At 63.3% G+C, this 21,950-nt stretch carries 25 protein-coding genes and 1 pseudogene; 13 read left to right on the plus strand and 13 right to left on the minus strand.

Annotated elements, in window-relative coordinates:
* Nucleotides 1-25: 25 nt before the first annotated feature.
* From SynA15127_RS13635 to SynA15127_RS08080, 3 genes and pseudogenes are all read left to right on the plus strand, one after another.
* Entirely contained in the window at nucleotides 26-1,453 is a 1,428-nt protein-coding gene (locus SynA15127_RS13635; RefSeq protein WP_186483627.1) for a lysine decarboxylase, read from the plus strand.
* A 56-nt stretch (nucleotides 1,454-1,509) separates the two neighbouring features.
* Nucleotides 1,510-1,806 (plus strand): annotated as a pseudogene (locus SynA15127_RS08075) (septal ring lytic transglycosylase RlpA family protein); the annotation flags it as partial.
* A 53-nt stretch (nucleotides 1,807-1,859) separates the two neighbouring features.
* The gene (locus SynA15127_RS08080; protein ID WP_052378148.1) at nucleotides 1,860-2,762 is read left to right on the plus strand and encodes a phosphatidate cytidylyltransferase; all 903 of its coding nucleotides are present in this window, start codon (nucleotides 1,860-1,862) and stop codon (nucleotides 2,760-2,762) included.
* A 15-nt stretch (nucleotides 2,763-2,777) separates the two neighbouring features.
* Here the strand turns inward: SynA15127_RS08080 and SynA15127_RS08085 are convergent, their stop codons facing one another.
* The 5 genes from SynA15127_RS08085 to rimI all read right to left on the minus strand — a co-directional run bounded on the left by SynA15127_RS08085 (nucleotide 2,778) and on the right by rimI (nucleotide 8,562).
* On the minus strand, nucleotides 2,778-3,398 hold the full coding sequence (locus SynA15127_RS08085) for a DUF2993 domain-containing protein (RefSeq protein WP_186483629.1): 621 nt from the start codon (nucleotides 3,396-3,398) through the stop codon (nucleotides 2,778-2,780).
* Entirely contained in the window at nucleotides 3,391-4,254 is an 864-nt protein-coding gene (locus tag SynA15127_RS08090; RefSeq protein ID WP_186483630.1) for an alpha/beta fold hydrolase, read from the minus strand. The genes SynA15127_RS08085 and SynA15127_RS08090 overlap by 8 nt, the downstream gene beginning before the upstream one ends.
* Nucleotides 4,251-5,351, minus strand: coding sequence for an iron-containing alcohol dehydrogenase family protein (locus tag SynA15127_RS08095; protein ID WP_186483631.1), 1,101 nt, complete (start codon nucleotides 5,349-5,351; stop codon nucleotides 4,251-4,253). Before SynA15127_RS08095 ends, SynA15127_RS08090 begins: the two co-directional genes overlap by 4 nt.
* Complete coding sequence (locus SynA15127_RS08100; RefSeq protein ID WP_186483632.1) at nucleotides 5,351-7,882, minus strand: ATP-dependent Clp protease ATP-binding subunit; 2,532 nt, start codon at nucleotides 7,880-7,882, stop codon at nucleotides 5,351-5,353. Before SynA15127_RS08100 ends, SynA15127_RS08095 begins: the two co-directional genes overlap by 1 nt.
* Before the next feature lie 194 nt (nucleotides 7,883-8,076).
* Nucleotides 8,077-8,562: a ribosomal protein S18-alanine N-acetyltransferase gene (gene rimI, locus SynA15127_RS08105; protein WP_186483633.1), complete on the minus strand. Its 486-nt coding sequence runs from the start codon at nucleotides 8,560-8,562 to the stop codon at nucleotides 8,077-8,079.
* 15 nt (nucleotides 8,563-8,577) lie between these two features.
* Between rimI and lysA the strand changes: the two genes are divergently transcribed.
* From lysA to SynA15127_RS08145, 8 genes are all read left to right on the plus strand, one after another.
* Nucleotides 8,578-9,957: a diaminopimelate decarboxylase gene (gene lysA, locus SynA15127_RS08110; RefSeq protein ID WP_186483634.1), complete on the plus strand. Its 1,380-nt coding sequence runs from the start codon at nucleotides 8,578-8,580 to the stop codon at nucleotides 9,955-9,957.
* Nucleotides 9,958-9,970: 13 nt separating this feature from the next.
* Complete coding sequence (cdaA, locus tag SynA15127_RS08115; protein ID WP_370593972.1) at nucleotides 9,971-10,810, plus strand: diadenylate cyclase CdaA; 840 nt, start codon at nucleotides 9,971-9,973, stop codon at nucleotides 10,808-10,810.
* Nucleotides 10,807-11,589, plus strand: coding sequence for an isoprenyl transferase (locus SynA15127_RS08120; RefSeq protein ID WP_186483635.1), 783 nt, complete (start codon nucleotides 10,807-10,809; stop codon nucleotides 11,587-11,589). The genes cdaA and SynA15127_RS08120 overlap by 4 nt, the downstream gene beginning before the upstream one ends.
* Nucleotides 11,586-12,578 (plus strand): biotin synthase BioB, encoded by a 993-nt coding sequence (gene bioB, locus SynA15127_RS08125; RefSeq protein WP_186483636.1) that lies wholly within the window; start codon nucleotides 11,586-11,588, stop codon nucleotides 12,576-12,578. Before SynA15127_RS08120 ends, bioB begins: the two co-directional genes overlap by 4 nt.
* A gap of 67 nt (nucleotides 12,579-12,645) precedes the next feature.
* Complete coding sequence (locus SynA15127_RS08130; RefSeq protein WP_043691525.1) at nucleotides 12,646-12,897, plus strand: hypothetical protein; 252 nt, start codon at nucleotides 12,646-12,648, stop codon at nucleotides 12,895-12,897.
* Nucleotides 12,898-12,926: 29 nt separating this feature from the next.
* Entirely contained in the window at nucleotides 12,927-13,169 is a 243-nt protein-coding gene (locus SynA15127_RS08135; protein ID WP_043691529.1) for a hypothetical protein, read from the plus strand.
* A 5-nt stretch (nucleotides 13,170-13,174) separates the two neighbouring features.
* Complete coding sequence (locus tag SynA15127_RS08140; RefSeq protein WP_186483637.1) at nucleotides 13,175-14,041, plus strand: PfkB family carbohydrate kinase; 867 nt, start codon at nucleotides 13,175-13,177, stop codon at nucleotides 14,039-14,041.
* Nucleotides 14,038-15,024: a rhodanese-related sulfurtransferase gene (locus SynA15127_RS08145; RefSeq protein ID WP_255475439.1), complete on the plus strand. Its 987-nt coding sequence runs from the start codon at nucleotides 14,038-14,040 to the stop codon at nucleotides 15,022-15,024. The genes SynA15127_RS08140 and SynA15127_RS08145 overlap by 4 nt, the downstream gene beginning before the upstream one ends.
* On the opposite strand, the gene SynA15127_RS08150 is transcribed toward SynA15127_RS08145, so the two are convergent.
* Together SynA15127_RS08150 and SynA15127_RS08155 are read right to left on the minus strand one after the other, a co-directional pair.
* Entirely contained in the window at nucleotides 14,979-15,164 is a 186-nt protein-coding gene (locus SynA15127_RS08150) for a hypothetical protein (RefSeq protein ID WP_186483638.1), read from the minus strand. The two genes, SynA15127_RS08145 and SynA15127_RS08150, sit on opposite strands and share 46 nt — an antisense overlap.
* Nucleotides 15,164-15,313, minus strand: a complete 150-nt coding sequence (locus tag SynA15127_RS08155; RefSeq protein WP_186483639.1) for a hypothetical protein — start codon at nucleotides 15,311-15,313, stop codon at nucleotides 15,164-15,166. The genes SynA15127_RS08150 and SynA15127_RS08155 overlap by 1 nt, the downstream gene beginning before the upstream one ends.
* Before the next feature lie 57 nt (nucleotides 15,314-15,370).
* On the opposite strand from SynA15127_RS08155, the gene SynA15127_RS08160 reads away from it, so the two are divergent.
* Nucleotides 15,371-16,348, plus strand: coding sequence for a DUF952 domain-containing protein (locus tag SynA15127_RS08160; protein ID WP_186483640.1), 978 nt, complete (start codon nucleotides 15,371-15,373; stop codon nucleotides 16,346-16,348).
* A 204-nt stretch (nucleotides 16,349-16,552) separates the two neighbouring features.
* Complete coding sequence (locus tag SynA15127_RS08165; RefSeq protein WP_186483641.1) at nucleotides 16,553-17,077, plus strand: hypothetical protein; 525 nt, start codon at nucleotides 16,553-16,555, stop codon at nucleotides 17,075-17,077.
* Here the strand turns inward: SynA15127_RS08165 and lipA are convergent.
* The 6 genes from lipA to recR form a co-directional block, all read right to left on the minus strand.
* Complete coding sequence (gene lipA, locus SynA15127_RS08170; protein WP_186485648.1) at nucleotides 17,062-17,961, minus strand: lipoyl synthase; 900 nt, start codon at nucleotides 17,959-17,961, stop codon at nucleotides 17,062-17,064. The two genes, SynA15127_RS08165 and lipA, sit on opposite strands and share 16 nt — an antisense overlap.
* Nucleotides 17,962-18,124: 163 nt before the next feature.
* Entirely contained in the window at nucleotides 18,125-18,328 is a 204-nt protein-coding gene (locus SynA15127_RS08175; protein ID WP_043691542.1) for a response regulator transcription factor, read from the minus strand.
* Nucleotides 18,329-18,461: 133 nt separating this feature from the next.
* Nucleotides 18,462-18,620: a hypothetical protein gene (locus SynA15127_RS08180; RefSeq protein ID WP_186483642.1), complete on the minus strand. Its 159-nt coding sequence runs from the start codon at nucleotides 18,618-18,620 to the stop codon at nucleotides 18,462-18,464.
* A gap of 5 nt (nucleotides 18,621-18,625) precedes the next feature.
* On the minus strand, nucleotides 18,626-19,228 hold the full coding sequence (locus tag SynA15127_RS08185) for a hypothetical protein (RefSeq protein WP_186483643.1): 603 nt from the start codon (nucleotides 19,226-19,228) through the stop codon (nucleotides 18,626-18,628).
* Between the two features lie 133 nt (nucleotides 19,229-19,361).
* Nucleotides 19,362-21,212, minus strand: a complete 1,851-nt coding sequence (locus tag SynA15127_RS08190) for a vanadium-dependent haloperoxidase (protein ID WP_186483644.1) — start codon at nucleotides 21,210-21,212, stop codon at nucleotides 19,362-19,364.
* 110 nt (nucleotides 21,213-21,322) lie between these two features.
* Entirely contained in the window at nucleotides 21,323-21,901 is a 579-nt protein-coding gene (recR, locus tag SynA15127_RS08195) for a recombination mediator RecR (protein WP_186483645.1), read from the minus strand.
* Nucleotides 21,902-21,950 lie beyond the last annotated feature (49 nt).

Genomic DNA, 21,950 nt, shown 5'->3' on the forward strand with positions numbered 1-21,950 from the left:
ACTTTAAGGAGAAAAGCCGGATTCGATGACTCTGGTCTCGCTGCTGCGACGGGGACGGGGCCGCAACCTGTTCCTGCCCGCCCACGGCCGCGGAGCAGCACTTCCAGAGGCACTGCGACAACTGCTGCGCAGCAGGGCCGGGATCTGGGATCTGCCTGAACTGCCAACGGTCGGGGGGCCGCTGGAGCCGGAGGGGGCCGTCGCGGACAGTCAGGCCGACGCGGCGGCGGCCATGGGCGTGAAGCGCTGCTGGTTCGGAGTGAACGGGGCCACCGGTCTGCTGCAGGCCGCACTGCTGGCCATCGGCCGCCCGGGGGAAGCGGTGCTGCTGCCGCGCAATGTCCACCGCAGCCTGATCCAGGCCTGCCTGCTGGGGGATCTCACCCCCGTGCTCTACGACATCCCGTTCCACACCGACCGAGGGCAGCCGGCACCGATGGATGCCTCATGGCTGCAAAGGGTTCTGAGGGATCTGGACACCCCGGTGGCCGCCGCCGTTCTGGTGCATCCGACCTACCAGGGCTACGCAAGAGATCCGGAACCACTGATCCGGTTGCTGCAGGGCAGAGGCTGGCCGGTGCTGGTGGATGAAGCCCATGGCAGCCACTTCGCGGCGGGAGTCGATCCGCTGCTGCCCAGCTCCGCGGTGACCGCTGGAGCTGATCTGGTGGTGCATTCCCTGCAGAAATCCGCCGCGGGTCTGGCTCAGACGGGGGTTCTCTGGCTGCAGGGGGGACGGGTCGATCCGGCTGCTCTGGAACGCAGCCTCGGCTGGTTGCAGACCAGCAGCCCCAGCGCCCTGCTGCTGGCCTCCTGCGAGACGGCACTGGCCGAATGGGGAACTCCACGGGGACGCCGACGGCTCCAGGACCGGCTGAACGAAGCCCGGGGACTGAAGGAACAGCTGTGCCGACAGGGGCTGCCACTCCTGGACACCCAGGATCCGCTTCGGCTGGTCCTGCACAGCGGCAGCGCCGGCATCAGCGGGGTGGAAGCGGATGCCTGGCTGCTGCCCAGGGGGCTGGTGGCAGAACTGCCCGAGCCGGCCACCCTCACCTTCTGTCTTGGTCTGGCGCGGCACCGAGGACTTGCCGCTGCCCTGCACAGCAGCTGGCGACGGCTGATTCAGGCACACCCCGGGCGAGTGCCCCAGCCGGCTTTCGAGCCGCCTCCACTCCCCCTGGTGGCATCACCGCTGCTGCCCATCGGTCAGGCCTGGCGTGCTGCGAGCCGCTGCGTCCCCCTCGCTGAGGCGGAGGGAGGCATCGCCGCGGAACTGCTCTGCCCTTACCCACCCGGAATCCCGCTGCTGATCCCCGGAGAACGATTGGATCGCGACCGCATCCAGTGGCTGCTGCGCCAGCGCAGGCTCTGGGGCGAACAGCTGCCGGCGAGCGTGCGCATCACCGACAACAGCGGTTCAATGACGCAGACGCCCTCGTCACGAGGATGATCCGCCTGCTGCTGCTGCCCCTGCTGTTGTCAGCCCCCGTCGTGGCGGAATCGAGACTGCTGCGCGTGGTCGATGGAGCCGCCAGCTGGTACGGCCCGGGTTTCTACGGGAGACGCACCGCCAGTGGTGAGACCCTCCGCCAGGGAACCATGACCGCGGCCCACAGGACCCTTCCGTTCGGCACGCGGGTGCGGGTGACCAATCTCACGAATGGAAAGACCGTCGTGGTGCGCATCAACGACCGGGGGCCGCATCGGCAGCACCGTGTGATCGACCTTGCCCAGGGTGCTGCGACTGAACTGAAGATGATCTCGGACGGTGAGGTGCCGGTGCGGCTTGAGGTGCTGCCTTGAGGCGATTGTTACGCTGAATTTTCGGTCGCTGAACGACCTGTCGCCGGAAGTCCGTGATCAGCGAGGCCATCCCAGCCACGACCTCGATACAGCTGAAACGCGGTGCGCTGCGTCAACGCGTGCTGAGCGGCACCGCCGTGGGCTGTTTTGGTGCCCTGGTGGTGGTGCTGGGGGGATGGTGGTTCACCGCAGCAGTGGGCGTGATCGTGCATCTGGCGCTGCTGGAGTTCTTCCGGATGGCCCAGTTCAAGGGCATCCGTCCCGCCACCAAGACCACGCTGGTGGCCTGCCAGCTGCTGCTGTTCAGCAGCCAGTGGGCGGTGCAGGGCGGCATGCCGGAAGCGCTGGCGGCCGCTGTGCTGCCACTGGCGGGAGCGGCGATCTGCGGATGGCTGCTGCTTCAGCCGGTGACCGGTTCAATCGCTGACATCGCCGCTTCGATCTTCGGACTCTTTTATCTCGGCTTTCTGCCCAGCCACTGGCTGGCACTGCGCAATCTCTCCGCCCCAGGGCTGGCACCGGCCACGGCGGACCTCTGCAGCAGCGGGTTGGCGATCACCTTTTCGGCCTGCCTGATGATCGTCGGGAGCGACATCGGATCGTGGGCTTTCGGCAAGCGCTTCGGTCGACGCCCTCTATCGCCCATATCACCGGCCAAAACGGTGGAGGGAGCCATTGGTGGATTCGTCTGCGCCATGGTCATCGGCCTGATCTGCGCACGGGTGATGGGGTGGCCATGGCAGGGGCTGCCTGGACTGCTGCTGGGAGCCCTGGTGGCACTGATCGCCCTGGTGGGTGATCTGACCGAATCGATGATGAAGCGGGATGCAGGCCTGAAGGACTCCGGGGATGTGCTCCCGGGTCACGGGGGCATCCTCGATCGGATCGACAGCTATCTGTTCACCCCCGCGGTGATCTACTACCTGGTGACGCTGAGCGACCAGTTGCTCACCTGAGCGCACGAAATCTCCTCAGGGATTCACGCGCGCCTCGCCCTGGAGGGTGAGCTGACCACCCTGCAGGGACGCTTCCAGGATGTGGATCTCAGGGTCCATCGGCAACAGCGTTGCGCCTTGCTCTTCCGTGAGCGGCTTGATCATCACGGTGTTCTGAGCGGCCTTGAGTCGGAACCGGCGGCGTGCCGGGTCCTTCTGGGCGGCCACGGGGGACTGCAGCTCGAGCACATCGTTGTCGATCCGCAGGCCGCCCAAGGGCGTCAACCCCATCAGCTGCTCCGACAGCCAGTCTCCAAGCCAGCGCCAGGGCTCATCGAGAAGCGCGTCATTCAGGTCACGGCCGGTGATCGTCACATCCCCTTCAAGCCTGAAGGGATGTTGCAGAGCCAGCATCCGACCGGGCTGAAGCAGCTGCAGATCCACCTGTATCGGACCGCTGCTCAGAACCGCATGCTGCAGAGGCAGACCCTGAAAACGCACCTCCCTTGCCTCCAGCCGCGCCCCCTGCAGATGACCTCGCAGCAACCCGAGACTGGATCCCTGCAGCGAAAGTTCAAGGGTTCCGACGCTGTCGCAGCGGCTGCGGACCCAGAGCTTCAGACCGGTGGAGATGAGGCTGAGAAGCGGATCAGACACCGGCCAGATACTCCCGGCAACGCTCGGCCACCCGTTCAGGCTGATCGAGATGGGGCAGGTGGCCGCAGGACTCGAAGGTCTCCACCGGACGCTTGAGCAGATCGAGCACCGCCTGTTTCAGACGCGGGCGCAGGATACGATCCTGCGCTCCCCAGATCACATGCAGCGGTTGATCCGGCAGGGGTTCGCCACAACCGGCGAACCCACCGCTGCGCGCGAAGGCCGCCAGCGCATCCGCCCAGCCCGGGACCTGCAGATGCAGTGAGGCGATCTGTTCCTCCGGTGCGCCGACCGAAGCCGCTGGATCAGCAAAGGCCTGAGAGCAGAGACCTCGGCGCACGCCGGGACGGGAGAGAAACCAGACTCCGAGCCGATCCAGAACTGGGGGAAGCGGCATGGGCCGGCCGCTGAGACCGGCGGGGGCCAGCAGCAGCAGCTGTCGGATTCGCTCCGGGTGGCGTCGGGCCAGCTCGACGGCGACAGCTCCACCCATCGATGCTCCGATCAACCCCACGGACGATGGCGGCAGACGTTCGAGCAGCGCATCAAGATGACGCAGCACCGGCTCCGGGCCATAGCTGGCCCCGGAAGGCCGGGGGGAGAAGCCGAAGCCGAACAGATCGGGGATGAACAGCTGAAACCGATCACTCAGCTGCGGTGCCAGGCGACGGAATTCCAGGAAACTGCTGTCGAACCCATGCAGCAGCAGCAGGGGTGGCCCCTCTCCGAGCACCGCCACCGGGAAGGGTTGATCACCCTCGAGGCCAGGCAGAAGCCACCACTGGACCGTCCCCGCCAGATCGCGCGCACGCGGATCGAGCAAGGTCGGTCGGAGCTGGTCCAGCAGCTGGTTCAAGAGGAAAGAAGGCTGGGTTCGGCCGCACCCACCAGTGCTTCCAGCAGGGCGCCGGGACTCACAGTGAAGGGGAGATGGTGCAGGTCTGATCCCTCGCGGCAGGCGAACTGACATACCCGCTGAAGGTCACTGAGGCTGGCACCCGCGAGTCCGAGGTCATCGAGAGTGACAGGAAGACCCAATTCCCGCAGCAGCGGGAGCAGCTGACGGTGGGCCTGGCCAGCGAGCCGATTCCCGCCCAGCCGCTCCTCAAGACGAAGCTGAACAAGGATGCCGAAACCCACTTTCTCGCCGTGGAGCACGCCGTGGCAACCGGGCAGCAGAGTGAGGCCATTGTGAACAGCGTGGGCGGCGACGGTCCGGCAGCGAGCACCCCCCAGTCCACCGATCACTCCGGCCGTGAGAGCACAGGCTTCTGCCGTTCGCACCCACGCTGAACCGGTCGTGTCCTGCAAGGCCTTCGCGCCATCGATCATCAGCTGATCTCTGAGCACTCTCGCCATCTGAACGGCCTGCTGCACGAGTCCGTCGCTGCTGTCACCACTGCTGACAGAGGCTTCGTACCACTTCGCCAGCGCATCGGCGATCCCGCTGGCCAGGGTGCGGGGGGGAGCCTGACGAACCAGGTCGTGATCGAACACAAGAAGATCTGGACAGCGCTCCAGAGCCACATCGCCCTGAAAAGCACCCTCCGGTGAATAGAGGTTGGCCAGAGCGGTCCAGCCGGCACAGGTGGCAGCACTCAGAGGGACGGTGATGCAGGGAAGGCCGAGCCGGGAAGCCAGCAGCTTGCCGGCATCCAGCACCTTGCCGCCCCCCGCGGCGATGACGGCATCACAACCTGCGGATTCAACCGCAAGCCGCTCAAGGTCGGCTTCACAGCAATCGAATTCCAGTTGAACGGAGCGGGTCGGCAGGCCGGCAGCCTCAAGATCCGTGCAGAAACGATCTCTAAGCCTGGCGGTTGCCCCGCTGCGTCCGAGCAACAGGGGAGTTGAGCTCAGAGCGGCTATGCGAGGCAGAGCATCCGACCAGGCACCATCCCCCCGCAGCACCGCAGCTGGGGCGATGGCGTGGGTTGAGATGGAACGGACCATCAGACGCCGGCGCCGGCGAGCTGAGGTGTCGCTTCGGCACGTCCCATGTGACGCACCACCACCTTCTTGTTCTCATCCACATCCACCTCAGCGTGATCGCCGTCCTTGATCCGTCCGGTGAGCACCTCTTCGGCGAGGGAATCCTCGAGCAGACGCATCACAGCGCGACGCAGGGGCCGGGCGCCGTAGGCCGGGTTGTAACCCTCTTCCACAAGACGCTCCTTGAAGGCATTGGAGACGGTGAGCGTGATGCCCTTCTCGCCCATGCGACCGAACACCTCCTTGAGCATGATCTCTGCGATCTCCTTGACTTCGTCGCGGCTGAGCTGACGGAAGACGATGATTTCGTCGAGACGGTTGAGGAATTCAGGGCGGAAGTACTGCTTGAGCTCTTCGTTCACCAGGGAGCGGATCCGGGTGTACTGAGACTCCTCGGCGCTCTCGCCGGAGAACTCGAAACCGAGGCCACCGCCACCTTTCTCAATCACCTTCGAACCGATGTTCGAGGTCATGATGATCAGCGTGTTCTTGAAATCGACGGTGCGACCTTTGGAATCGGTCAGCCGGCCGTCTTCCAGCAGCTGAAGCAGCAGGTTGAACACATCGGGGTGAGCCTTCTCGATCTCGTCAAAGAGAACGACGGTGTACGGACGGCGACGCACAGCTTCGGTGAGCTGTCCGCCCTCATTGAATCCCACGTAGCCAGGAGGGGAGCCGATCAGCTTGCTGACCGTGTGGCGCTCCATGAACTCGGACATGTCGAGGCGGATCATCGCCTCTTCGCTGCCGAAGAAATAGGTGGCCAGAGCCTTGGTCAGTTCCGTCTTTCCGACCCCGGTGGGGCCGGAGAAGATGAAGCTGGCAATCGGTCTGTTGGGATTCTTGAGGCCGACGCGGGCTCTGCGGATCGCCTTGGAAACAGCCTTGACCGCTTCGTCCTGGCCGATGAGGCGCTGGTGGAGGGTCTCCTCCATGTTCAGCAGCTTCACGGACTCGCTCTCAGTGAGCTTCTGAACGGGAACACCGGTCCAGGAAGCAACGATGTGGGCGATGTCCTCCTCATTGACCATGGGTGACGACTCAGATGCCTCAGGAACCTGACGTTCAGAGGAGGCCTCTGGATCAGGGCTGGCTTCGACACGGTTGTTCTGAAGCAGGGTACGGATCTGTTCGCGCAGTTCCACTTCCTTTTCACGCAACTCTCCGGCCTTGGTGAAATCCTGATCGCGAACGGCTTCCTCCTTCTGTTTCTGGACGGAACGCAGTTCCTTGTCGACTTCTTTCGCTTCAGGCGGAAGCTTCGAATTGAGCAGTCGCACCCGTGATCCAGCTTCGTCGATCAGATCGATGGCCTTGTCCGGAAGAAAACGATCGGAGATGTAGCGGTCGCCGAGTGTGGCGGCGGCGACGAGAGCGTCATCGGTAATCTTGAGGCGGTGATGCTGCTCGTAACGCTCACGCAGCCCACGAAGGATCTCGATCGTGTCGACGATGGAGGGCTCTCCCACCGTGACCGGCTGGAAGCGACGCTCGAGAGCTGCATCCCGTTCGATGTGCTTCCGGTACTCGTCAAGGGTGGTGGCGCCGATGCACTGGAGCTCTCCGCGGGCCAGAGCCGGCTTGAGGATGTTGGCGGCATCGATGGCTCCCTCGGCGGCTCCGGCCCCGATCAGGGTGTGCACCTCATCGATCACCAGGATCACGTTCCCGGCGGACTTGATCTCTTCCATGATCTTCTTGAGGCGTTCCTCGAACTCACCCCGGTACTTGGTCCCTGCCACCAGCAGACCGATATCGAGGGTGAGAACGCGCTTGTCTTCGAGGATGTCAGGGATCTCACCCTGCTGGATCCGCTGGGCGAGCCCCTCAGCGATGGCGGTCTTGCCCACGCCGGGCTCACCGATCAACACCGGATTGTTCTTGGTGCGGCGACCGAGGATCTGAATCACACGGTCGATCTCGTTGTGGCGGCCGACCACAGGATCCAGCTTCGCCTCCCCTGCGAGTTGAGTGAGATTGCTGCCGAATTCATCGAGGGTCGGAGTCTTTGTGGAACCCTTGGCGCCGCCGCCACCGCCACCGGCAGAGACTTCTGCCGTCTCACCCAGCATGCGGATGACCTGCGTGCGGACCTTGGCCAGATCGACACCAAGGTTCTCCAGGACCCGTGCAGCGACGCCCTCGCCTTCACGGATGAGTCCGAGCAGCAGATGTTCCGTGCCGATGTAGTTGTGACCCAACTGACGGGCCTCCTCCAGGGAGAGCTCCAGCACTCGCTTGGCACGGGGCGTGAACGGGATTTCAACGGCGACGAAGCCCGAACCCCGTCCGATGATCTTCTCCACCTCGACGCGGGCATCCTTGAGGTTGACGCCCATCGACTTGAGAACCTTGGCTGCGACTCCGGTGCCTTCACCGATCAGACCCAGAAGGATCTGCTCGGTTCCCACGAAGTTGTGACCCAGGCGACGGGCCTCCTCTTGGGCCAGCATGATCACCTTGATGGCCTTCTCAGTAAATCGTTCGAACATCGTCGAGGCCGATGCGTAAGTCTTCCCAAGCTATCAGGGTTGAGGGACCTCTGCGAGCGATTGATTGATTCAGTGACTTACCAGTCTCTGACTGGGCTTGTACAGCCAGAAATTAATAATGAATCCGCCAAGATGTGCGGCTTTTTTGTCTTCCGAGGACGGGAAACCGAACATCATCTAGATCGGTCACCTGGCTATTCCGTTGGCATGAGCCGACACCACTGGATCAGCGCATCTCGGCCATCTCGGTAGTAGTTGGGGCGGCGGCCGGCGATCTGGAATCCATGGGAGTCGTAGAGACCGACAGCGGCTGTGTTGTCACTGGCTACCTCCAGGGTGGCTTGCCGGGCCCCTTCCATCCGTGCCCGTTGCAACAGGGCGTCCAGCAGCGAGCGGCCAAGACCGCAGCGGCGTCGATCCGGATCCACCGCCACCGCTGTGATGTGCAGCTCATCGACCACCAGCCAGCCGCAGGCCAGACCCAGCAGGCGCTCCGCCTCGATCAGCCCAAGACACAGCCGTTGCGGCTCCTCCAGTTCACGGCGCCACTGCTCCTCGTTCCACAGTCCCCTCAGGCAGCGTTGATCCAGGTCGAGACAGGCGGACAACCAGGAAGTGTCGAGTTCGATGACGGTGATGGCTGAACCGTTCCGGGGAGGTCTGATTCCTACATTGCCCATCTACGCCGGTCCGTTTTGACTCAGACCATCGCCAGCACAAGGCCCTACGAAGCGGCCCGGGATCCGAGCAGCCCCAACCGCAATCTCGCGCCCCTCACCACGGAGCTGGATGAACAGGACAGGCTTCTCGTTGGTAGCTGCCAGCTGAGCGAACTGGCGAAGCGTTACGGGACACCGCTGTATGTCCTCGATGAGGTGACTCTGCGCAGCACCTGCCGCGCCTACCGGGACGCCCTTCTACGGCACTACCCGGGAGAGTCGCTGCCGGTCTACGCCTCAAAGGCCAACAGCTCTCTGCTGATGAGCAGCATCGCTGCCGCCGAGGGGCTGGGACTGGACGCCGTCTCCGCCGGTGAGCTGCTCACGGCACTTCAGGGGGGCATGCCCGGTCGGCGGATGGTGCTGCATGGCAACAACAAGAGCGATGAGGAACTGCTGCTCGCGTACGACAACGACGTGACGATCGTGGTGGACAACCAGCACGACCTCGAGCGGCTGGAGCAGCTGGTGCCAGCAGGCGGCGAACCGGCACGCCTGATGCTGCGCTTCACCCCGGGCATCGAGTGCCACACGCACGAATACATCCGCACCGGACATCTGGACAGCAAATTCGGCTTCGATCCAGACCTGCTGGAGTCGGTGCTGAAGCAACTGGTCGGTCAGCCCTGGGCGCGACTGACCGGTCTGCATGCCCACATCGGATCTCAGATCTTCGAGCTTGAGCCCCATCGCGACCTGGCCGCGGTGATGGCGGATGCCCTCGGCCTGGCCCGGCGGCTCGGCCACCCGGTGACGGATCTCAACGTGGGGGGTGGCCTTGGAATCCGCTATGTGGAAACCGATGACCCGCCGAGCATCGACCACTGGGTGAAGGTGGTGGCGGAGGGCGTTACCGCGGCATGCCGAGAAAGGGATCTGGAGCTTCCCCGTCTGATGTGCGAACCGGGGCGGTCTCTGGTCGCCACAGCAGGCATCACGCTTTACAGCGTGGGGTCTCGCAAGACGATCCCGGGAGTGCGCACTTACGTCGCCATCGACGGTGGCATGAGCGACAACCCACGGCCGATCACCTACCAGTCTCTCTACACCTGCTGCCTGGCGGACCGGCCCCTGGCGGAAGCCACTGAAACGGTGAACCTGGTGGGCAAGCACTGTGAGTCGGGCGACGTGCTGCTCAAGGACCTCAATCTGCCGACCACCAGCAGTGGCGACATCGTCGCGGTGTTCGCCACCGGTGCCTACAACGCATCGATGAGCTCCAACTACAACCGCATCCCCCGCCCGGCTGCGGTGGTGGTGAATGACGGCGCGGCTGAGCTGGTTCAGAAGCGCGAGCAGCCGGATGACCTGCTGCGCTACGACGTGCTGCCGGAGCGCTTCCGAGAGGTACGTTGATGGCAGCAGGGAGATGGGCGGGGTGAACGTGCTGGCGGTGGTGGATCCGCGCCTTGTTCTCGACGTCCTGTTTGCCTCCGCAATCGGTTTTCTGCTGTTCTCGCGGGTCAACGAGGCCAGGACCCTCTGGTTGCTGCGCGGCTATCTGTTCCTCGTGGCCACCGCCTGGTTCGTGCAGCGGTTCGCCAACCTGCCGCTCACCTCGAAGCTGGTGGATGCCCTCGTCCTCGCCTGTTCCCTGTCACTGGCGATTCTCTGGCAAGGGGAACTGCGTCGGCTGATGGAGCTTCTGGGTACCGGCCGGCTTGCGGTGCTGCTGGGCAATCCCCAGAAGGAGTTCCGTGCCACAGCCGGCACCGTGGCCCACATCACCGACGCCGCAGGAAAACTCTCCCAGCAACGCCGCGGAGCCCTGATCGTTGTCGATCTGGGCAGCGATCTGCGTCCGGAGGATTTCCTCAATCCAGGGGTGACCATCGGAGCCCAGCTCAGCCGGGAGCTGCTGCTCAACCTGTTCGCCGCCGATACACCGCTCCATGACGGAGCAGTGCTGGTGCGAGGCAATCGCATCGAGTCAGCCGGCGTCATTCTTCCTCTGTCCCGTCACAGCGTGAGCCGCTACGGCACACGCCACCTCGCGGCGCTCGGGATCACCGAACGCTTTGACCGCTGCATCTGCATCGTCGTCTCCGAGGAGACCGGCACACTCTCCCTTGCCAATCAGGGACGTCTGGAACGTCCGATCACCAGCAGTCGTCTGCAGGAGCTGCTGCGAGAACTGTTCAGCACAGCGGAGGCCCTGCCACCTGCACGACGTACGGTGGGGAGCTCCCCGTCAGAATCGCTGTCTTGAGCCGACCACCGGCTGCCAGCACCGACGCCGCTCCCCGTTCCGTCTGCCCGCCGGAGCTTGAGATCGCTCGGCTTCCATCCCATGTGGCGGTGATCATGGACGGGAACGGCCGTTGGGCCGAGTCCCGCGGCCTGCCACGGGTGATGGGTCACCGCGCTGGGGTGGAGGCCCTGAAATCGACGCTTCGCCTCTGCAGCGACTGGGGCATCAAGGCTCTCACCGCCTATGCCTTCTCCACGGAGAACTGGGCGAGGCCCGGCGATGAGGTGAATTTCCTGATGACTCTGTTTGAACGCGTTCTCCAGAAGGAGCTTCGGTCGCTGGAGCAGGAACAGGTGCGCATCCGTTTCCTGGGCGATCTGGAAGGACTGCCGGAAAAACTGCAGGAGCTGATCGCCGATGCCACCGAACGGACGGCCGGCAACGATGGCATTCACTTCAACGTCTGCACCAATTACGGCGGACGACGCGAGCTCGTGCGCGCTGCCCAGCGGCTCGCCCAGCGGGCGGCAGATGGCGATCTCGACCCCCTGGAAATCGATGAGAACAGCGTTGCGGCTGAGTTGTTCACCGCCGGCGAGCAGGATCCCGACCTGCTGATCCGCACCAGTGGTGAACACCGGATCAGCAACTTCCTGCTGTGGCAACTGGCCTACGCGGAGATCCATGTCACCGACGTCTTCTGGCCTGATTTCGGCCCTGAAGCCCTGACCAGAGCCCTGCTGGACTATCAGAGCCGTCAACGCCGCTTCGGGGGCCTGGATCCGATTTCGCCATGACGCTGACCCTGCGCCACGACTGGACCACCGAGGAAATCCTGGCCCTCCTCCGGCAGCCCCTGATGGAGCTGCTGTGGCAGGCCCAGGCCGTGCACCGGGAAGCGAACCCCGGTTACAGGGTGCAGTTGGCCTCGCTGCTGAGCGTCAAGACCGGGGGATGCGAAGAGGACTGCGCCTATTGCTCTCAGTCGATCCACAACAGCAGCGACGTCACAGCCTTCGATGCTCAGATGCAGGTGGATCCCGTGCTTCAGAGGGCACGGGCCGCGAAGCAGGCCGGTGCCGACCGCTTCTGCATGGGCTGGGCCTGGCGTGAGATCCGTGACGGCACCCCCTTCGAGGCGATGCTGGAGATGGTGAGGGGCGTGCGCGAGCTGGGCCTGGAAGCCTGCGTGACCGCAGGCATGCTCACCGACCGACAGGCGGAACGGCTCGCCGAGGCCGGGCTCACCGCCTACAACCACAACCTCGACACCAGCCCCGAGCACTACGACCGGATCATCTCGACCCGCACGTACCAGGAACGGCTGGAGACCCTGCAACGGGTCAGGAAAGCCGGGGTGACCCTCTGCTGCGGAGGCATCATCGGCATGGGCGAATCGCTGAGGGACCGCGCCTCAATGCTTCAGGTGCTGGCCGGCATGGATCCCCATCCTGAGAGTGTTCCGGTGAACGGTCTGGTGGCTGTGGAAGGAACGCCCCTTCAGGAGCAGGCTCCGTTCGAGCCACTGGACCTGGTTCGGATGGTGGCGACAGCGCGGATCCTGATGCCCCGCGCACGCGTGAGGCTCAGCGCCGGGCGTGAATCGATGAGCCGGGAAGCCCAGATCCTCTGCCTGCAGGCCGGAGCTGATTCGATCTTTTACGGCGATACCCTCCTCACCACCGGCAATCCGGATGTGGAGGCCGACCGGCAGCTGCTCAGGGATGCGGGGGTGCAGGCCAACTGGCAGGAGAACGCGGAATCCCCCGTCAGCTGCGCTCCATGACAGGCAGCGAATTCGTGAGCTTGGCTTGCGCCCTGAGCTAAGACAGAGCTGCATTCGCTTCCCTGTCATGCGTCCGTTCCTTCTGGCATTGCTGCCGATTCTGCTGGCTCCTGCAGCGGCTCTCGCTCAGAAGGAGATTCCCAAGGCTGCCGGTCATGACCAATGCCCCATGGGCTATGTGAACACCCTGGGCACCACGTGTGTCTCGCCCGTCTACTACGAGGTGGCTCCCACCAACGGCGAGGCATGTCTGGAGGGGTGGGTGAACATCGGCGCCGGCTACTGCAAGAAGAAGAAGGGGCCCCTCGGAATCCTCTGAATCACGCCATCACCCCGCGGAGTTCCGCCATGCCGCGAGAGATTCCAGCCCAGGAGCAGTCACGCAAATGGTTTCGCAGCCATCTGCTCGGCCGTGAGGTGGAACTGCAGGATCTCTACGAACTTCCCCAGGGGGAGCTTGATCTGCTGATGGCCGAAACCGCCGAGATTCGGTCCGACCCCGAAAACCGCGCTCGCAGCCACGGACGCTGGTGCACGGCGGGATATGTGCTCGAGCTGGCCCGGATTATCGATACCCGACGGGACAACTGATGTTGATGCAAGCCGCATCCGGCCTCCCGCCGGTGAAGCTGGCAGTGATCGGCCATCAGGAATGGGTGACTTTCCTTCAAGTCGATACCCTGCCCCGACCGGGATTGATCAGCCGGGCCGCCCGCAGTCTTGAGGAACCGGCTGGAGCCGGTGCCGTTGTGGCGGTTCAGCTGGCACGGCTGACCGGAACCACGGTGCCTTTTTTCACGGCCCTCGGTCGCGATGCGATCGGACGACGGAGTGTGGAGCGATTACGGGAACTTGGAGTGGATCCTCACGTGGCCTGGCGTGATCAGCCCAGCCGACGCGGCCTCAGCCTCGTTGACCACACCGGTGATCGGGCGATCACAGTGATCGGCGAACGACTGACGCCGACGTCAGAGGATTCCCTGCCCTGGGAGCTGCTGCAGGATTGTGATGGCGTGTTCGTCTCCGCGACGGATGCCGATGGCCTTCGCCTTGCCCGGGCTGCCAGGGTGCTGACGGCAACACCACGGCTGCGCCTGCCCGTCCTGCAGGGAGCCGCCGTCCAGCTGGACGCCCTGATCGGCAGTGCCCTCGATCCGGGAGAACAGCTTCCTGAGGATGCTCTGGACCCCGCGCCAGCTCTGGTCATCGCAACGGAAGGAGCCGATGGAGGCTGGTTGCGACCGGGCGGCCGCTATGCAGCCTCTACACCCGATGCTCCTCTGGTGGAGTCCTATGGCTGCGGCGACAGCTTCGCGGCCGGAGTCACGGCAGGACTCGCCGCGGGTTGGAGCGCCACGCGGGCCGTGAAGCTGGGAGCCAGCTGCGGGGCTGCGTGCGCCACACGATTCGGGCCCTACGGAACCACCAGCGTCATCAGCGCCGAAATCATCCGAAACCCATGAACGGAACGATTGATCATGGAGCGCCGGACTGCGGCATGAATCGGCTGATGGTGGCGGCGTTCTACGCCTTCACACCCTTGAGCGACGAACGGCGTGAGGCGATTCTTGCTGAGCTGCCGCCGTTGGCGCATCGGGGGGATGTGCTCGGCTCTGTTCTGGTTGCAGATGAAGGGGTGAACGGCACGATCAGCGGGCCTGCGCAGGGCGTTGAAGCCTTGCTGACCCGACTGCGCGACCGACTTGCGCTGGGGGCTCAGCCGTTCGAGCGGCTCGAGGTCAAGTGCAGCTGGAGTGACAGGCCTGTGTTCCGACGTTTCAGGGCGAGACGCAAGAAGGAGATCGTGACCATGGGTGTGGCCGCAGCGGATCCACGGTCCAGCGTGGGCCTCTATGTGGATCCACAGGACTGGAACGGCATGGTTGATGACCCCGACACGCTGGTGATCGACACCAGGAATAGCTATGAGACCGCGATCGGCAGCTTCGAAGGAGCCCTCGATCCAGGCACGGAAAGCTTCCGCGACTTCCCGGACTGGGCGGAGCGGACTCTGCGCCCCCTGATCGCGCAGCGACAGCCGCAGCGGATCGCCATGTTCTGCACCGGTGGCATCCGCTGCGAGAAGGCGAGCAGCTACCTGCAACAGAGTGGCTTCGGCCCGGTGCACCATCTGCGGGGCGGCATCCTCAAGTACCTGGAACAGGTGCCGGAAGAGGAAAGCCGTTGGCAGGGTGAATGCTTCGTGTTCGATCAGCGGGTGGCGCTCAACCATCAGCTGAAACCTGGAGTCCACAGCCTCTGCCACGCCTGCGGGCTGCCCCTGTCACCGGAGCAACGGGATCTGGCCAGTTATGTGAAGGGAGTGCAGTGCCTGCATTGCATCGATCGCTTCAGCGACAGCGACCGAGCCCGGTTCACGATGCGCCAGAAACAGATCGATCAGCTGTCGTCCTCATCGAGGGCATCCTCCGCCTTCTGCTCATAGATCGAGGTCCACTCCGCGTCGCTCTTGCAGTATTTGGAGTGCTGCACCAGGTGGAAGGTCTGCACGGAACAGGCAAGCACCACGATCACCATCGGGATCAGCCAGACCGGGTCTCGGAATGAGATGCGTTTTCGGGCCATCACTCCACCTCCAGTTCGCGGTCGTAGACCTCATCGTTCTGCGACGCCCACCGGGCTTCCGTCATGCAGCCACCGGCATGGATCGCATGATGCGCAACAAACAGCCCTGCCATCCAGGCGATGATTCCGATCGGGACAAGCCATCGCATGGGCGTGGAGCACACTCCAGGGGCAGCATTGCGCATCTGCCCGAAGCACGCACGACCATGACCGCGATCCTCTACAGCTTCCGGCGCTGCCCGTTTGCTATGCGGGCGCGCTGGGCCCTGCTGCAGTCTGGGCTTCTGGTGCGTTGGCGCGAGATCGAACTCAAGGCCAAGCCCAGGGAAATGCTGACGGTTTCACCCAAAGGGACCGTTCCGGTACTGGTGCTCGAGGGTGGGCAGGTGATCGATGAGAGCCTGCAGGTGATGCGCTGGGCGCTTGAGCAGGCGGATCCGCGCGGTCTGCTGCAGACGGGCGAAGGCAGCGCGGATCTGATCCGTGAGAACGATGGCCCGTTCAAGCACCACCTGGATCGTTTCAAGTACACCGACCGCTACCCAGGAGAGCGGCGCGAGCACCACCGCCATGCGGGGATCTCCATTCTGAAGCGCTGGAGTGAACGGATTGCGGCGCGGGGTTGGCTGAGCGGACCCTGCATGGGCGTCACAGACGGCGCCCTTTGGCCTTTTGTTCGCCAATGGCGAATCGCTGATCCGGAGGACTTCGACGCGGATGCCGAGCTGGCCCCTCTGCGCATCTGGCTTCGGAGATTTCTCGAGGATCCCATGTTCGAGCGCCTGATGCAGCGGGCTGATCCCTGGAGTCCCGGGGGGCTTCAACCGCTGTTCCCTGCCGATGCTGTGCCGGTCCCGAGAGATCAACCCCTGTTCCATCTGGCCCTCGCCGAAGACTGGCGGATGGCCAGGGCAGAGGGCTCCTACCGGATCTCCACCAGGGGCATGCGCCTTGACGAAGTGGGATTCATTCACTGCTCGTGGGAACAGCAGGTGAAGGCGACCTTTGATCGCTTCTACGTCGATGCAGAAGACGTGCTGCTGCTGCGTATCGACCCTGCCCAGCTGACCGCCCCACTGCGGGCTGACGCGGTTCCGACCGGCGAGCTTTTCCCACACCTCTACGGAGAACTGTCCCTGGAAGCTGTGATCTCAGCGGATCGCTACGACCAAGAAGCAGCATGAGGCCAGCAAGTGGCACTGTGACAGTCCAGGGGTTGCACAACGACGAAGGGGCTCTATGACCGGTTGGTCGATGGCATCTGATGCATCCCCAGACGCAGACCTCCCAGCAGACGGCTCTGCTTTGGACCGGCAGGGAACTGAAGAGACTGCTGGAGCACTGCTCCCTACGACGATGGGCGTCAACCTCGGCCCTGATGGAGGCCCATGACATCCGGATGTGCCGACGTTCCTCAACTCGCTGACCTGGAATCGGACGCCAGCGACAGAGGACTGCTGCTACGCATCAGGCTGAATCGGCCGCTCGGGCTTTGGGCCCTGAGGCTCGTGGTGGCATCACGCCACTCGGATGGTCCGCCACGACTGCTCGGGGAACTGAAAGGCTGGGCCTATCCCGCCATCAGCGGATTGCAACTGGACACGATGCGGGTGTTGCCCTCAGCTCCGAGCGGAGTCGGAGATCTGATCTGGGCCGCAACCATGGCCTGGGCTCTGGAGAGCACCCCCTGCCGCCGGGCCAGGCTTCTGGCCATTCGTGACGACGACCGCCAGCACAGACGGCTGGTGCGTTACTTCCGGCAGCGCGGTTTCACAGCGGTGCGGGAGGTGGCAGCAGCGCCGGTGGATCTCCCTCTGCGTCTGGTGTGGGGCGGTGCCGGACTTCTGATGTGCGCGGACTGCTGCTCGGTTCTGACCCTGAGCGAGCAGCGCTGGCGTCAGTCCGCCGCGTGATAGCTGCTCCGCACCAGAGGACCGCTGCTGACCTTGTCAAACCCCAGCTCCCGGGCGACCTCCCCCAGCTCCGCGAATTCCTCGGGCGTCCAGTAGCGGGCCACAGGGATATGGGCCAAAGAGGGTCTCAGGTACTGACCCAGTGTGAGGCGCTGACAGTCGACACGACGCAAATCCTGCATCGCACGGATCACCTCATCCCTGGTCTCGCCGAGTCCGAGCATCAGTCCGGACTTGCTTGGAATCCGCGGCGCAAGCGTCCTGGCCGTCTCCAACAGTCCAAGCGAACGGCGATACGTGGCTCCGCGCCGCACCTCACCCTGCAGACGCTCAACAGTCTCCAGATTGTGGTTGAAGCACACCGGTTCGGCGGCCAGCACCTTGGCAAGCCGCTGTCGCTGCGCAGCCAGGGCCTGCTCCTGATCCTTAACCCCCCCCCAGAAATCCGGGGTGAGCACCTCAATGGCCACAAGCGGATTGCGCTGCCGGATCGCGGCCATCGTCGACGTGAACAACCCGGCGCCATGGTCGTCGAGGTCATCGCGGGCCACGGCGGTGAGCACGACGTAACGCAACCCCATCGCCTCCACGGCCTCGGCCACTCGCACGGCCTCGCCGGCATCGACCGGCATCGGCGCCTGCCCCTTCTCGACCTGACAGAAGGCACAGCTACGGGTGCAGATCGATCCCCCCAGAAGGAAGGTGGCCGTGCCGGATGCATAGCACTCGCCGCGGTTGGGACAGCGCCCCTCCTCGCAGATCGTGTGCAACCTGTTCTGCTTCACCAGGCCTTGAACCCGCTCCAGGTCAGAAGCATTCCCGATCGGGCGGCGAAGCCATTCGGGAAGCCTTTCGGCAGGGGGAATGGCGCTGTACTTGCTCATGCAGTGAGCTGACCAGCCCTGATTCTGACCGCGACAGCAGCGGGTGGTGGGAGCCGGTGGCCAGGAGGGTGAACCCACCCGGAGCGATGCCACCAGCGACTTCAATTTTGCCCTGATTTCAGGGAAGTGTGATTTTTGCTACAAAACTCATTGCTGTTGCCCGTCAGGACACCAGTCGCCGCCGGATTCCTTCCACCGCGCACGAGGTGCGGTTGCGGGTGTTCATCTTGTGAATCACTGATTGAACGTAGTCCCGGGCTGTGGTCTCCGCGATATGAAGTTCCCGCCCGATCTCTCGGTTCGAACATCCCTCGCAGAGCAGCTGGAGTACAGCGCTTTCTCGAGAGGTCAGCGTCGTCGTCGTCACGGTTCAGTGGTGTGATTGGGAGGGTTCTCACCCTTCGCTCCACTGTCCTCACGGCATCCAGCACGTACTTGAGGGGCCGGAAAGGATTCCCTGAGAGCTCGCTGAACCAACGACCGACCCAAGCTCCACGGGATCAGACCAGAGCGATCTGATCGGTTGTGATCTCACCGGCATTCTTCATGGTGCAAAGAAGGCCCCCGTCTCCAAAGCCGCTCTCCTCTCCATTCTCATTGAAGAACAGGCGTCCCTTCGGCTCGAAGTAGAGGAGATCGAAATCCGAAACATTGATCATCTGCTTCAACTGTCGACGTGATTCCGCAACCCCCAGGGAAGCCTCCTCACCGAAGACGGCATCATCCAGAAGCAGTCGATCGCCCTCAGCGTCATCAAAGACGAAATCATCAGCACCGCCGAGCCCGCACAGCATGCCCTACCCACGCCATCACCGATCAAATCGTCCCCCTGCGTACCCCGCACCGCCTCGCTTCCCGAGTCACGATCCCCGGTGATCAAACCATCCAGAGAGCGCTGCTCACGGGTCAGGCTGAAACTGACAGGCTCATTGAAACTGGCATTGTTATTGAAATTGTTGATCTTCCCCATCGATTGCTCCAGCAGATCCCGAATCCGATCCAGTATCAAGGGGGCCGGGATCCCGGCCGACTCGGAGCCAGCGAACACATCAACGGAATCAGAAATTTCCGTTATCGACTCGATGAACTCTGAAGGTGTAACAGAATCAAATTCAGCGATCAGATCATCGGACAACTCTTCATCAACTTCTGAGCTGACAATATTTTCGAAACGATCAAGCAACCGGGATAGATTCCAGTCAAAAGCGGAACCCTGTCTGCCGGAGCGATTGCCCCTGCGACTGTTGAATCCGGTGATGGAAGCCATGACGCAGAAGGGGTGATGCGGACGCGATTCCGCTGGACGTCATCAGCTTCACTGCTGGATGCACCCAACCACATCCTTCAACTGACGAGATTGTTCGGACAACACGACATCCGCAGGGGGGACCAACGGCGAGTCAGATCAGTTGAGAGGTTTCACCGAAACCTGAAAACAAGGATTCCGTCTGACCCCAGACCGTTTCCGCCACCTGCTGACCCATGGCACGGCCTCGGAGATCGCCGTCCTGAATATGAATCCCACCGTACAGACGCGAGCGTCCAGCCTCCGCCGCCGCATCCCAGAGCGTGTTCCAGCTCAGACGGATCGTGTCTCCGTCGTACTCCTCAAAGGACAACTCATCCGTCGACCAGGCACCAATCAGATCCCGCTCTCCATCACCATCCAGATCCTGCACCCCGCGGCTGTGTCCATCAAACAGCACATCTGAACCGGTGTAAGCCTCGAGCACCGTTGCGGCAGCGAATGAAAAGCCGGAATGGCCCGATGTGTATTCAGGGAAGGCAGGCGTGACGAAGGTCACATCCTGATAGGGCTGCCAGTCTTGACCGAGAATGGTCTGCGATCCCTTGTTTGGTCCCGCCCAGGCGATGATCTCCTGATCTTCGAAAAGATGACGGATCGCTGTCTGAGGGCGAACATAATCGTGGGCATATTTGGCATCCCATACGGCGATACCGGTATCAAACAACGCATTGTTCAGGGCGAAGAACATTTTCACGTCATCTGCCAGGTCGTACTCCTCGCGGGCTGAAAGATCATGAGCAAATTCATTCCAGTGCCCCGGAGGTGTGGAACTGAGAGGCCCATCCGCCCAGTACTCAGCGATCGCTTTCTGCTCGGCGGTCAGCGTGGCACTGATGGCGGCGACCTCAGTGAACTGGCGCCTGTAGGCCTCATCGTTGGTGGACGTGAAGCCTGTCGCATCGGTGTACACCGAAAAATCACCCAGCTGAGGGGGGGCCACCGGACGAAAAGCGGCGCCATCGCTGATTGCAAAGGGAGTGACATCGCCCCAATGCGGGGTCAGCGGACTCTGCAGGGTGTAGGTCGAGGGATCATCCGTGGCGATGGGAATCCCGTTCTCATCCACGGCCGAGCCGTTGGGAATTCGCAGCGGAGTCCAGCGGTTGGGATCGAACTCCCCACTCCCCTCCTGATTGATGGAGGCATAGCCCGACGGATCGTCGTATCCGTTGCCTGCATTGGAGCCGTCTTCAGCCCTCGCTGACAGCACCGACTCGGCAACCTGCCGGCCGAAACGCGCCATCGGATGTCGAACGGAATCGAAGCCAAGCTGCTCCAGCAGGTCATCAAATCGATCGCTGTGGTGGGGAAACACATCCGAGAGAACGGAATGCGCCGCATGACTGATCGCCCGTTCAATCGTCCGCTGAGGAGTCAGGCTGCTGCGGCGCAGATCGGTGTAGGCCCCCTTGGCGATGGGATCAAACGCCGCCCAGGTGTCGTACATCGCAGCGTGGGCCAGATGCAGGGCGCGCGTGATCACGGTTGGCACGGGCTTATCCGCCCGGATCGCCTGCAGAGCCAGCTCGTTCCATCGGGCCACCACCGTCGGCTGTGGGTCGGGGTTGAGGGCCCCGAAGTCAGCACCGTTCAGCGCAACAGCGCCCAACGCGGGAGCAGCAAGCTCAGGCCTGTCAAACGGAGGAACGTCCAACGGAGGGATCTCCAATGCAGGCCCTGGCAGCTCCGGAGGTGCCAGGGCCTGGGCCATCTGATCCAGCTCTTCCTGCACCGCGCTCAACGGCTCGGGAATGTCAGGGACCGCGACGATTTCCGGAGCGAATGGATCGATCGGCGCAGGCAGCTCCATCGCAACCAGAGGTGGCAGCGGCTGTGGCAACAGCTCGACAGCACGGGCCGCCCTTTCATGGTGGCGCTCGAAGCGGATCTCCCGGGAGCTGAGGGAACGCCGGCGGGGAAGCCAGAAGAGCGGAAACGTCATCGGGAAGGACCTGACCCATCAAGTCTTAAGGCAGTCCTTCAAGGTTCACACCGTCATCTGTCGTGTTTCTCAGTGGGTTCTCAGGCTCCTTTCAGATTGAGGGATTCGGTTCATTCGACCGGTCGACGCCCCTCCAGAGCCCGGCTCAGCGTGACTTCATCGGCGAACTCGAGCTCGCTGCCCATCGGCAACCCATAGGCAATCCTGCTCACCTGACAGAACGGCTTGATCAGTCGCGCCAAATACAGACTGGTGGTGTCGCCTTCGACGCTGGGGGTCAGCGCCAGGATCACCTCGGTGACATCCTCCCTGCCGAGACGTTCCACCAGTGATGTCACCTGAAGCAGCTCAGGGCCGATCCCGTCCATCGGCGAGATCAGGCCACCGAGAACGTGATACCTCCCACGGAATTCCCGGGTGCGCTCCATCGCAAGCAGGTCTCTGGAATCCGCCACCACACAGAGAAGACCGTTGGTCCGCTCCGGGTTGCGACAGATCTCGCACTGGGGTTCCGCCGAGAGATGAAAACAGGTCTGGCACTGGCCCACCTGAGTGCGCGCCGCCAGCAGAGCATCAGCGAATTGATGAATCTGCTCCTCCGGCTGATTGAGCAGATGCAGGGCAAGACGCTGGGCCGTGCGGGGTCCGATGCCGGGCAGCCGTTCGAACTGATCGATCAGTCGGGCCAACGGTCGGGTGAAGCCGCTCAGGGGTCTGCCGCCGCATAATCAGACTCTA

This window comes from Synechococcus sp. A15-127 (assembly GCF_014280215.1).
Classification (GTDB): domain Bacteria; phylum Cyanobacteriota; class Cyanobacteriia; order PCC-6307; family Cyanobiaceae; genus Parasynechococcus.

Excerpts from the sequence above, each read along its gene's own strand:
- SynA15127_RS13635 (WP_186483627.1), top strand. The coding sequence starts at position 26 with ATGACTCTGGTCTCGCTGCTGCGACGGGGACGGGGCCGCAACCTGTTC.
- SynA15127_RS08095 (WP_186483631.1), bottom strand. The coding sequence starts at position 5,351 with ATGGTCCGTTCCATCTCAACCCACGCCATCGCCCCAGCTGCGGTGCTG.
- SynA15127_RS08100 (WP_186483632.1), bottom strand. The coding sequence starts at position 7,882 with ATGTTCGAACGATTTACTGAGAAGGCCATCAAGGTGATCATGCTGGCC.
- rimI (WP_186483633.1), bottom strand. The coding sequence starts at position 8,562 with ATGGGCAATGTAGGAATCAGACCTCCCCGGAACGGTTCAGCCATCACC.
- cdaA (WP_370593972.1), top strand. The coding sequence starts at position 9,971 with ATGGGCGGGGTGAACGTGCTGGCGGTGGTGGATCCGCGCCTTGTTCTC.
- bioB (WP_186483636.1), top strand. The coding sequence starts at position 11,586 with ATGACGCTGACCCTGCGCCACGACTGGACCACCGAGGAAATCCTGGCC.
- SynA15127_RS08130 (WP_043691525.1), top strand. The coding sequence starts at position 12,646 with ATGCGTCCGTTCCTTCTGGCATTGCTGCCGATTCTGCTGGCTCCTGCA.
- SynA15127_RS08135 (WP_043691529.1), top strand. The coding sequence starts at position 12,927 with ATGCCGCGAGAGATTCCAGCCCAGGAGCAGTCACGCAAATGGTTTCGC.
- SynA15127_RS08140 (WP_186483637.1), top strand. The coding sequence starts at position 13,175 with ATGCAAGCCGCATCCGGCCTCCCGCCGGTGAAGCTGGCAGTGATCGGC.
- SynA15127_RS08145 (WP_255475439.1), top strand. The coding sequence starts at position 14,038 with ATGAACGGAACGATTGATCATGGAGCGCCGGACTGCGGCATGAATCGG.
- SynA15127_RS08150 (WP_186483638.1), bottom strand. The coding sequence starts at position 15,164 with ATGGCCCGAAAACGCATCTCATTCCGAGACCCGGTCTGGCTGATCCCG.
- SynA15127_RS08155 (WP_186483639.1), bottom strand. The coding sequence starts at position 15,313 with ATGCGATGGCTTGTCCCGATCGGAATCATCGCCTGGATGGCAGGGCTG.
- SynA15127_RS08160 (WP_186483640.1), top strand. The coding sequence starts at position 15,371 with ATGACCGCGATCCTCTACAGCTTCCGGCGCTGCCCGTTTGCTATGCGG.
- SynA15127_RS08165 (WP_186483641.1), top strand. The coding sequence starts at position 16,553 with ATGACATCCGGATGTGCCGACGTTCCTCAACTCGCTGACCTGGAATCG.
- lipA (WP_186485648.1), bottom strand. The coding sequence starts at position 17,961 with ATGAGCAAGTACAGCGCCATTCCCCCTGCCGAAAGGCTTCCCGAATGG.
- SynA15127_RS08180 (WP_186483642.1), bottom strand. The coding sequence starts at position 18,620 with ATGATCAATGTTTCGGATTTCGATCTCCTCTACTTCGAGCCGAAGGGA.
- SynA15127_RS08185 (WP_186483643.1), bottom strand. The coding sequence starts at position 19,228 with ATGGCTTCCATCACCGGATTCAACAGTCGCAGGGGCAATCGCTCCGGC.
- SynA15127_RS08190 (WP_186483644.1), bottom strand. The coding sequence starts at position 21,212 with ATGACGTTTCCGCTCTTCTGGCTTCCCCGCCGGCGTTCCCTCAGCTCC.